General features: G+C 39.0%; 8 protein-coding genes and 1 tRNA gene. 8 read left to right on the top strand and 1 reads right to left on the bottom strand.

What is annotated here, in order from left to right; genetic code table 11:
* Positions 1–364 precede the first annotated feature (364 nt).
* Positions 365–435, top strand: a tRNA-Gln gene (locus JW962_02765).
* A gap of 107 nt (positions 436–542) precedes the next feature.
* On the opposite strand, the gene JW962_02760 is transcribed toward JW962_02765, so the two are convergent.
* Positions 543–1,580, bottom strand: coding sequence for a hypothetical protein (locus JW962_02760; protein MBN1374230.1), 1,038 nt, complete (start codon positions 1,578–1,580; stop codon positions 543–545).
* 128 nt (positions 1,581–1,708) lie between these two features.
* On the opposite strand from JW962_02760, the gene JW962_02755 reads away from it, so the two are divergent.
* The 7 genes from JW962_02755 to gatB all read left to right on the top strand — a co-directional run bounded on the left by JW962_02755 (position 1,709) and on the right by gatB (position 8,653).
* Entirely contained in the window at positions 1,709–2,041 is a 333-nt protein-coding gene (locus JW962_02755; GenBank protein MBN1374229.1) for a hypothetical protein, read from the top strand.
* Positions 2,042–2,332: 291 nt separating this feature from the next.
* Positions 2,333–3,664, top strand: coding sequence for an asparagine--tRNA ligase (asnS, locus tag JW962_02750; GenBank protein MBN1374228.1), 1,332 nt, complete (start codon positions 2,333–2,335; stop codon positions 3,662–3,664).
* 805 nt (positions 3,665–4,469) lie between these two features.
* Complete coding sequence (locus JW962_02745) at positions 4,470–5,000, top strand: hypothetical protein (GenBank protein MBN1374227.1); 531 nt, start codon at positions 4,470–4,472, stop codon at positions 4,998–5,000.
* A 25-nt stretch (positions 5,001–5,025) separates the two neighbouring features.
* Positions 5,026–5,514: a hypothetical protein gene (locus tag JW962_02740; GenBank protein MBN1374226.1), complete on the top strand. Its 489-nt coding sequence runs from the start codon at positions 5,026–5,028 to the stop codon at positions 5,512–5,514.
* Between the two features lie 47 nt (positions 5,515–5,561).
* Positions 5,562–5,867: an Asp-tRNA(Asn)/Glu-tRNA(Gln) amidotransferase subunit GatC gene (gatC, locus tag JW962_02735; GenBank protein ID MBN1374225.1), complete on the top strand. Its 306-nt coding sequence runs from the start codon at positions 5,562–5,564 to the stop codon at positions 5,865–5,867.
* Positions 5,860–7,311, top strand: coding sequence for an Asp-tRNA(Asn)/Glu-tRNA(Gln) amidotransferase subunit GatA (gene gatA / locus JW962_02730; GenBank protein ID MBN1374224.1), 1,452 nt, complete (start codon positions 5,860–5,862; stop codon positions 7,309–7,311). Before gatC ends, gatA begins: the two co-directional genes overlap by 8 nt.
* Positions 7,304–8,653 (top strand): Asp-tRNA(Asn)/Glu-tRNA(Gln) amidotransferase subunit GatB, encoded by a 1,350-nt coding sequence (gene gatB, locus JW962_02725; protein MBN1374223.1) that lies wholly within the window; start codon positions 7,304–7,306, stop codon positions 8,651–8,653. Before gatA ends, gatB begins: the two co-directional genes overlap by 8 nt.
* Positions 8,654–8,735 lie beyond the last annotated feature (82 nt).

The following is an 8,735-nucleotide window of genomic DNA, read 5'->3' as shown; positions in this document are numbered from 1 at the left end:
CGACAGAAATCACTGTTTAAGCTTTCTTGTTGTTGCTGCAGGTGTTCGCAACATTCTTCCCTTTCTAGGGAAAGTTTAAGCGACGTAGGGAATTATCGTCGCTTTCCGTGTCGGGCGTAGGTTCTTTAAAATGTCCGACAGGAATCACTGTTTAAGCTTTCTTTGTTTGTTGCTGCAGGTGTTCGCAACATTCTTCCCTTTCTAGGGAAAGTTTAAGCGACGTAGGGTTTATCGTCGCTTTCCATGTCGGGCGTATATAGATTACTGCGGGATCGTCTTCCCGATAACCTTACGGCATCGAGGATTGGACTCATATATAATGGTTTGAAGTCCAAAATGTTTTCCGACGATACTTTATTCTTTTTGCGGGATCGTCTAATGGTAGGACAGCGGCCTTTGAAGCCGTCGATCGTGGTTCGAATCCACGTCCCGCAAAGTCCCATGAGTGTAACGAATGGTTGACTTTGCTGGGTCCAGGGTGACTTTGGGGCCTGCAATATTTACTGTTCGAACGCACGATTGTTTCTAATCAAATTCTTCCCTTATTTACTTTGAGGGGCGTTGTCTGAAAAATACTTTGCAAGTTTTTTATTATTAAAATATCCTAAAAGCCAGATAACACCAAAAATTGTTCCAAACATAAGGTTCATTATGATTAAAGGTATTGCATATGAAATTGCCGAGGTGTCCTTCTTCTTAAGTAGTAAAACTTGTTCTTTGTATTCATCGGCTGTAGCAGAAAACCAATCGTTCATAAATAAATGCATATTTTCTTCAGACGAAGCTCCAATAAAATCATAATCGTCTAAAGTGCTTGCAAGTACAACTCTTCCATACAGATCTTGTGTTGGATAATAGAAACAGTTTTCTAAGTAGCCGGTAAGCTGTTCGTCATTCCATTCCTCTAAGTCACTTATAGGATCAACAAAATCCGCACATGAGTCCACCTGGGCTATATATTTGTCAAAACTAATTCCATTACTTTCTAACTTGTCTTTTGTACCAACCACCCAAAGATAACCCCATTCATTTGGTTTATCTTCTTTTTCATTGGCCATTGGAATAGCATATGTGCCATCGTCAAAGGTCCAATAGCCCGCAACAAGCGGCAAAAACCCGTTAACATCAAGTGTTTTATTTGAAACATATTCATCTACAATAGTACCGACTGATACATATGAAGAGTTTTTTACTTCTTGATAACTTCCTATTGTAGCCAATATCACAATTAAATTAATAATTATGAAGATAGGGAGTAATGTAAGCCAGCTGGTTTGAATCATACCAATAAATGGGTACATTCGCTCTGTTTGGACATCGGGTGCATTTTTTATATAGTTTGATAAATTCTCTTGTGATATTAAATTATGTTTTATTTTTCTAAACATACCGGGAGTTAATTTAACCGTTTTGTCTTTATGTACCAGGACATATCCATAGCAAATAGGATACGGAAATATCCAATAAATACCGACATAACTTAAAAAACGAAATACTGAATAGGTTTCACCGGCCTGCTCAACTGTGTATACAGGTTTCTTACCCAGCCAGCGTTTATATTTATATACAACGTATGCCATTTTGTGAATCATAAAATAAAGTTGTGTATTGTAACAAAACTAACCAAGATTTTAAACAAAGTATTCCTGCTTGCTGAAAATTCTTAAACCCATTATACTAGTGCATCTAAATTTTATTTTTTTTTGTAATGGCTGACACAAAAGTAGTTGAAGGAACAACCGTTAGCAAGGGAACAGGCCTTAAGCCTAACGTTATTGGCCTTCTGAGTTGGATTTTTGCTCCAATTTCCAGTGTGATCTTTCTTTTAACAGAAAAAGAAACAGCTCATTGGAACGAGGTTAAATCAAACGTAATGCAGTCGCTTTACGTGGGAATCTTGGTAGTAATCCTTCCAAGTATTTCTTGGCTTCTCTGCGGACTTCCAAGCATTGCATTGTTTATTTATCAGGTGATCCTTGCAATTAAAGCATACAATGGCGAGAAAGTTGAAGTTCCTATAATAAAAGATTGGGTTAAATAGTAGTTTTTCCGACTTTTTTCTTCCTGGCAAGGCTGGGTAAATCGGCAGGGGAATATTGTTTTCCCCTGCGCTCTGCGTTATAATTACCTCATGGAAATGCAAAAGGACCCTTTTAAACATATAGCCTACAAACGTGCAAAATATAACATTTTAACTATGCCTTCTATTTCCAATTCCCTCAATAATAATCCCCACTAGGGGATTTAAACTTTTCAGATACAATTTTTCTATACAACTTGCTACAAAAGCAGGTGGGATATATACTAAAACATAAATTCTAATTTTTTATAAATGGATACGATTTTACTAAAAGATATTGCAAAACATGATGGAAAAGAGGTAACAATTCGTGGCTGGGTGTATGGAAAACGCTCATCCGGTTCAATAATATTTTTGCAGATTCGTGATGGTTATGGATTTATTCAAGCAGTGGCCTCGAAAGAGTTGGGTAAAGATTTCGATGAACTTTCAAAAGTTACTATTGAATCATCAGTTTCGGTTACGGGCGTTGTCAAAAAAGACGATCGATCCGAAGGTGGTCATGAACTTTCCGTAACATCTGCAAAGGTACTTTGTTTATCGCCCGATGATTATCCTATTGCTAAAAAACGTGATGGCAGCGAGCATGGAGCTACATATCTTTTTGATCATAGGCACTTGTGGCTAAGGGATAAACGTCAGTGGGCGATTATTCGAATAAGAGATAAAATAATTACTGCTATCTACGAGTTTTTACACAAAGAGGATTTCATAAAACTTGACTCACCAATACTTACTCCAAATGCTTGCGAAGGTACAACTACTTTGTTCGAAGTTCCATATACCCCTGCATGGGATGATGGTGCAAAGGATGGTCCTAGTGTTTTTCTTACTCAGTCAGGCCAGCTTTATCTTGAGGCAGCAATTATGGCGCATTCACGTGTGTTTGATTTTGGCCCGGTATTTAGAGCCGAAAAAAGTAAGACTCGTAGGCATTTAACCGAATTTTGGATGATGGATGCCGAGGCTGCTTTCTTTGATCACAAGAAAAACATGCAACTGCAGCAAGATCTTACCGTTTATATTGTTAAAAAAGTTCTATCGGAATGTAAAAAAGAGTTAAGTATACTAGGGCGTGATATTAGTAAGCTGGAGGCTAGTACAAAAGGTGATTATCCTATTATTACTCATAAGGAGGCTGTGGCAATGTTAGCTAAGCTTGGTTCCGATATAAAGGAGCGAGATGACCTTGGTGCCGACGACGAAACAATTCTTACCAAGCAATATGACAGACCGATTTTTGTCGAAAAATATCCTAAAGAAGTTAAAGCCTTTTACATGAAAGAAGATCCGGAGGATTCTAGTCGAGTGCTTAACGCCGATATGCTTGCTCCTGAAGGTTATGGTGAGGTCATTGGGGGGAGTGAACGTGAAGATGACTATGACAAGTTGGTGGCACAGATTAAACGTGAAGGGCTTGATATGTCCGAGTTCCAATGGTATCTTGACTTACGAAAATATGGAAGTGTGCCGCACAGTGGATTTGGAATTGGCTTAGAGCGGTATGTTAGGTGGATTTGTGGAATTAATCATATTCGCGAGACCATTCCTTTCCCAAGGATGATTAAGCGAATAACGCCATAGGTAATGTCACAAATTGTCACCAAAATGTAGTCGGTTTGAGTTACTGTTAATTCATTGTTTAAGCACGCAGACTCTTTAAATGTTCACATAAACGTGTTACAATTCGCCGGTAAGTTGGCGCCGTGAAAGAAATGATTATATTCGGAAACGGAACTGCGAGCGAAGGCGTCTTGGTTCCAATAACTGACAAAAATCAAATCGCCACGATTTTGACAGCTGTCTTAACGATTCGGTCCTTTATTATACGAGAGAATGTTACTGGTAGCCTTAATTTGCGATCAGGTCTTGAGTCCAGTGTATTTAGCTTAGAAGGAGTGGCTCGTACCCTTCACAATTATGGCTTTAGTGTTGACCTAGATTTAATGAAAGATGTCGTTTAAAAAAAGTTAAAGTATAATCACACGTGGAATACGGGTGCCACCCCAATACTTTGCAATGAAGCGTATCTTGAAGGTGACGATATACACTGGTACGGTTGGTGTATTGCTTCAGATGTTAACTCCGTTATTAAGAGCTGTCTTGTGAATTTGGAAGGACTTCCTTCCTCGCAAAGCGATATGCCTGATATGTTGGGTAAAGAAAGACTTATAAGAGAGCTAACATGTATTTGTGATCTGGTTATAACAGGGCAACGGGAGAATGAAATTGTTTGTCAACCTTACGAGTTAAGGCAAGATCAGCCATCTGAAATTTCCCATTACTGATATAACAAGCGAGAGAACTAAGCTTATGTTATCTAGATGTCAAGCATTAATCCAGCCAGTGAGATTGCGGATTTGGTCCCTCTGATAAAATTCTTCTGGAGATGCTGTTACAGACCTTTTTTATTAATGCTTACCACGGTTGGGGAGGGAATGACGGTCCAAAGGGCCATTTAAATGATAGAGCCTTTTCTTTTGAAGAAATTGTACAGGGAGTTGACAATCTCTTTTATGAGAGGAGTACTGGTGCAACCGCAGGAGGGAATATTTTTGAGAGATCTCGTTACTTTGATGACGAACATGTTAGAAAAATTCTTACGACAGTACTGCAATGGGCCGAAGATAGACCGGGTGTAAAAATAATTAATAACGAGTCCGGTGAGAATAAATATATTTGGGCAGTCGATAATCAGAATCGTTGGGGTCTTCTAGATAGAATGCCTATGGAAATGATTTATGACCTAAAAGTGATACATCCTACATTACCGGAGAGTTTATTTTGTGCCTTACACAGGACATATAAGTTGTTAGACGGCAATTATGAAATGGATTATGCAGCCGTTGGTATCAAAAGAGGTACGCTTACTGCGGAAGGGCAACCGGGAGTGCCTCCACAAGAATTAGCCTGTAAATAGCCTCTTCGTGTGGTATAATATTGGTATGAAATATGCCTCTGGCTACATACTGGGTCCATTAGTAATTGAAACTTGCATTTTAAGTCTATCCCTTGTTAATAAGGATGGAACATTGTTACCCTCACATGAATGCATAAAGTTAGAGTCAATTTGTGAACACCTTAGATCTAGGTATAATCTTTTTTGGAACAGAGAACAGGTAAAGAGTATTCTTGACAATGACTTAAACAGATTATTTTCACGTTCTGCAGGTGCTATAGCGATGATCGACAAAGGACGACCAACGGGTAGCTACATGTGGGTCCAGGGGATGAATGATTCCATTACTTCCATAGAGTATATGTCTACAGGATGGCTTCAAATTGCAGAGCGACTTGGTCTAACAGGTTTAGTCAATGATGCGGTCAAAATATATGAATTACTTGGACTTCCTATATCTCGTGAGGAGACCCAGGAAGTGTCAGCAGAGTTAGATGTAAAACTTGGTTCAGTTGATTTAGTTACTCAGGTATAATCCCCTATTTTCCAATTTCCCATTTTCACTATATAATAAAAAGGTGAGTGATAACTAATAACAGACAACCGATAATCAACATGACCAACGAACAGGTAAAACATATTGCCAAGCTTGCAAAAATAAAACTAACAGATGCAGAGGTTGAGAAGTATGTGAAGCAGTTATCATCTATTCTTGAATATGTAAATCTTTTATCTGAAGTAGAAGGTGAAGCTGAAGGGAAGTTATCTGAAAACACGCTTAAACTTTTAGACCTTCGGGAAGATAAGGTAGAAAAATCTCTATTACCTAAAGATGTCCTAAAAAATCGAAAAGGAAGAAACAACTATTTTGTAATAAAAAATGGCTAAACCACTTTACGAATTAACAATAAAAGAGGCTGCAAGGCTTTTAAAGGAAGGTAAGATTACATCAGTAGAACTTACTAAGTCATGTTTAAACAGAATTTCTGAAGTTGACAAACATGGTCCTCAAATTAACGCATTTATAACCGTTGTTGCTGATTTGGCCCTAAAACAGGCTCAATCGTCCGATAAGCGGAGAGCAGAGGGTAAAGCATTGTCAGAACTTGATGGGATTCCATACAGTATAAAAGATGTATTTGTTACAAAAGATGTGGAAACAACGGCAGGTTCAAAAATATTAGAAGGCTTTGTTCCGCCGTACAGTGCTACTGTAGTTGAAAAGTTAGATTCCGCAGGTGCAGTTTTACTGGGAAAAACTAACTGCGATCCATTTGGATTTGGCAGCTCTACTGAAAACTCAGCATTCGGAGTTACCAAAAATCCAGCTAATCCCAAATATGTAGCAGGTGGATCAAGTGGTGGATCGGGTGCCGCAGTTGCTTATGGTGGCGGGCTTTTTTCAATTGGTGAGGATACTGGAGGTTCAATTCGTTGCCCTGCAAGTTTTTGCGGCGTTGTTGGGCTAAAGCCTACTTATGGTAGAGTTTCTCGCTATGGTGCTATTGCCTACGCCAGTTCATTTGACTGCGTAGGGCCTATTACAAAAACGGTTGAAGATAATAAGTTGGTGCTTGGCATCATTGAGGGGGTAGATAGTAAGGATTTGACAACGCATAGCGGGGCAGTTGTTAATAACCAACAACCAAGAGCTTCCCGAAACGTAATTGGTATCCCACAAGAATTCTTTACAAAAGATCTTGACCCGCAGGTAAAAGAAGTTATAGAAACTGCGATTGAGAAATATAAAAAGCTTGGTTGCAAAATTATTGATATATCTCTACCCAACGTTAAATATGCCGTTGCTGCTTATTATGTTATTGCTCTTTCTGAGGCTAGTTCTAATCTTGCACGAATGGACGGACTACGGTTCGGACTAGAGCCGGAAAAGTACACTGACTGGAGTGACTTAATGGAACAGGCCAGAGGAGAAGGGTTTTCCGAGGAAGAGAAGCGTAGAGTAATGATTGGAACATTTGCACTTTCGGAAGGTTACGCCGATCAGTATTACAAAAAAGCAAATAAGGCTAGGCGGCTTTTGGAAATTGACTTTATGAAAGTTTTTTCAAATGATGCAATCGAGAGAATTGACGTTGTTCTTACTCCCACAATGCCTGTGCTGCCATTTAAAATCGGTGAAAATATTGACGATCCGTTAAAAGAGTGGTTAGCCGATGCATTTACGGCAAGCATTAACCCAACCGGTTTGCCGGCAATATCAATACCTGCTGGGTTTTCTAAAGAAGGTTTGCCTATTGGAATGCAGCTAATCAGTGAAAAGTTTAGAGAAGATGTTTTGTATAACTTTGCAGAGGCTTTTGAGAATGGATAAGAAGTACGAGGCCGTAATAGGGCTCGAAATTCACATGGAGTTAAGTACAAAAAGTAAAATGTTTTGTGGCTGTAGTGCTAACCATTTCGAAAAAGAGCCTAATTCGCAGGTTTGTCCTGTGTGTCTTGGGTTACCCGGTGCAATGCCAAGTCCAAATAATAAAGCAATTGAATATGTGATTATGTTAGCGCAAGCGCTTAATTGTAATATCTCCCAAAGTATTAAATTCGACAGAAAACATTATTTTTATCTGGATCTTCCCAAGGGGTACCAAATAAGCCAATACGATGAGCCCGTGGGCTTAGGAAGCGGAGAAGGCGTGGATTTTGGTGGAAAACAGACCGTGAGAATTCGTCGTGTTCATGCAGAAGAAGACACGGCAACATTAAAAAGAATAGGCGATGAAACGCTTATAAACTTTAACAGATCAGGAGTTCCTCTTGTTGAAATTGTTACAGAACCGGACTTTTCGGAAAGTGACACTGTTATTGAATTTCTAAAAGAGCTTCAATTAATCGCAAGATATTTAGGAATTTCGGATGCCGATATGGAAAAGGGTAGTATGCGGTTGGAACCTAATGTTTCGGTCAGATTAGCAACCAGAAATCAAGCCTCCAACAGCCAACAATTACCAAACTATAAGGTCGAACTTAAAAATATTAACTCGTTTAGGTACGCAAAAGCGGCAATTGACTACGAGATACAAAGGCAGATAAAGGCGCTAGAGACTGGAGAAGCGTTACATCAGGAAACTCGTGGTTACAACAAAAAGAAAAAAGAGACATATGTGCTAAGATCTAAAGAGTCTGCCGCTGATTACAGGTATTTTCCCGAGCCTGATATTCCCAGAATTCTTTTGGACAAAGATCCCGGTGCTAATAATCAACAACCAAGAACCAGTGATCCTCTCCCTGACCTTCCAAATGCCAAACGGTTTAAGCTTATGGATAAATACAAGCTTAACAAAAAGCAGGCCGATTATTTCGTATACAACTTTGTTACAAATCCCGAGCTGTACAACTATTTTGTGGAACTGTGTGACAAAAATCCCGATGCCGATAGTGTAGTAATTGCAAAAGCTATGCTAAATAAAAAAATAAATCCAGGAATGGATCACCAAAAGGCCATTGGAATGCTTAACACCCAGGTTGAAACAGATGAAACCGCGCTAAATTCTGCCGTTTCCGAAGTTATTTCCGAAAATGCCAATATTGTTGCCCAAATCAAAGCCGGAAAAGACTCTGCTATTATGTTTTTGGTTGGCAAAGTCATGCAGAAACTAAAGGGTAAGGCCGATGGGAAGGTAGTAATTAGTAGGATAAGGGAAACAGTAATTGGTTGATGGAAATGATTAGTTTATCTCTTAAGTTGACATTTTGAAAAGTTAGTCTATTTATCCGTCTGGTTGGTCCCTGTAAAATAGT

The organism is Candidatus Dojkabacteria bacterium, assembly GCA_016927995.1.
Taxonomy (GTDB): domain Bacteria; phylum Patescibacteriota; class Dojkabacteria; order JAFGLO01; family JAFGLO01; genus JAFGLO01.
The sequence above is the reverse complement of the archived record's forward strand: the minus strand, read 5'-3'. Positions and strand labels throughout refer to the sequence as shown.

What these genes read in the sequence shown, in the direction of transcription:
- JW962_02740 (MBN1374226.1), top strand. Translation starts at nt 5,026, where the DNA reads ATGAAATATGCCTCTGGCTACATACTGGGTCCATTAGTAATTGAAACT.
- JW962_02755 (MBN1374229.1), top strand. Translation starts at nt 1,709, where the DNA reads ATGGCTGACACAAAAGTAGTTGAAGGAACAACCGTTAGCAAGGGAACA.
- asnS (MBN1374228.1), top strand. Translation starts at nt 2,333, where the DNA reads ATGGATACGATTTTACTAAAAGATATTGCAAAACATGATGGAAAAGAG.
- JW962_02760 (MBN1374230.1), bottom strand. Translation starts at nt 1,580, where the DNA reads ATGGCATACGTTGTATATAAATATAAACGCTGGCTGGGTAAGAAACCT.
- gatB (MBN1374223.1), top strand. Translation starts at nt 7,304, where the DNA reads ATGGATAAGAAGTACGAGGCCGTAATAGGGCTCGAAATTCACATGGAG.
- JW962_02745 (MBN1374227.1), top strand. Translation starts at nt 4,470, where the DNA reads ATGCTGTTACAGACCTTTTTTATTAATGCTTACCACGGTTGGGGAGGG.
- gatA (MBN1374224.1), top strand. Translation starts at nt 5,860, where the DNA reads ATGGCTAAACCACTTTACGAATTAACAATAAAAGAGGCTGCAAGGCTT.